Origin of the sequence: Pseudomonas sp. Kh14 (assembly GCF_900291005.1) — a bacterium.
GTDB classification, from domain to species: domain Bacteria; phylum Pseudomonadota; class Gammaproteobacteria; order Pseudomonadales; family Pseudomonadaceae; genus Aquipseudomonas; species Aquipseudomonas alloputida.
In genome coordinates this window covers 1-241 of the sequence record NZ_OLKJ01000280.1, presented here as the reverse complement: position 1 = coordinate 241, position 241 = coordinate 1, and the positions used below count along the sequence as shown (strand labels likewise).

The following is a 241-nucleotide window of genomic DNA, read 5'->3' as shown; positions in this document are numbered from 1 at the left end:
AGCATGCTCGGGCCGGCGTGGGCCAGGCGCGTGCGGTCCGGGGCCAGGAAGGCGACGGCGCGCACATCGGCCTGCTCCAGGGTTTGCGCGGCAATGCGCTCCAGTTGCGCCGGCGCCAGCTTGGCCATGGCGGGCGCGGCCAGTGGTGCCAGTTGTTCGGCGATCATCTTGCCGCGTTGCAGCAACTGGGTGCGCAGGTCGTTCTGTTGCAGCCAGGTGAAGTAACTGCCCAGCACCAGGG

At 69.7% G+C, this 241-nt stretch carries 1 protein-coding gene; it reads right to left on the bottom strand.

Annotated features, from left to right (window positions below; all coding sequences use genetic code 11):
• Nucleotides 1-241 (bottom strand): hypothetical protein (locus FQ668_RS28120; protein WP_144180866.1); only part of this gene is annotated, 241 nt, incomplete at both ends.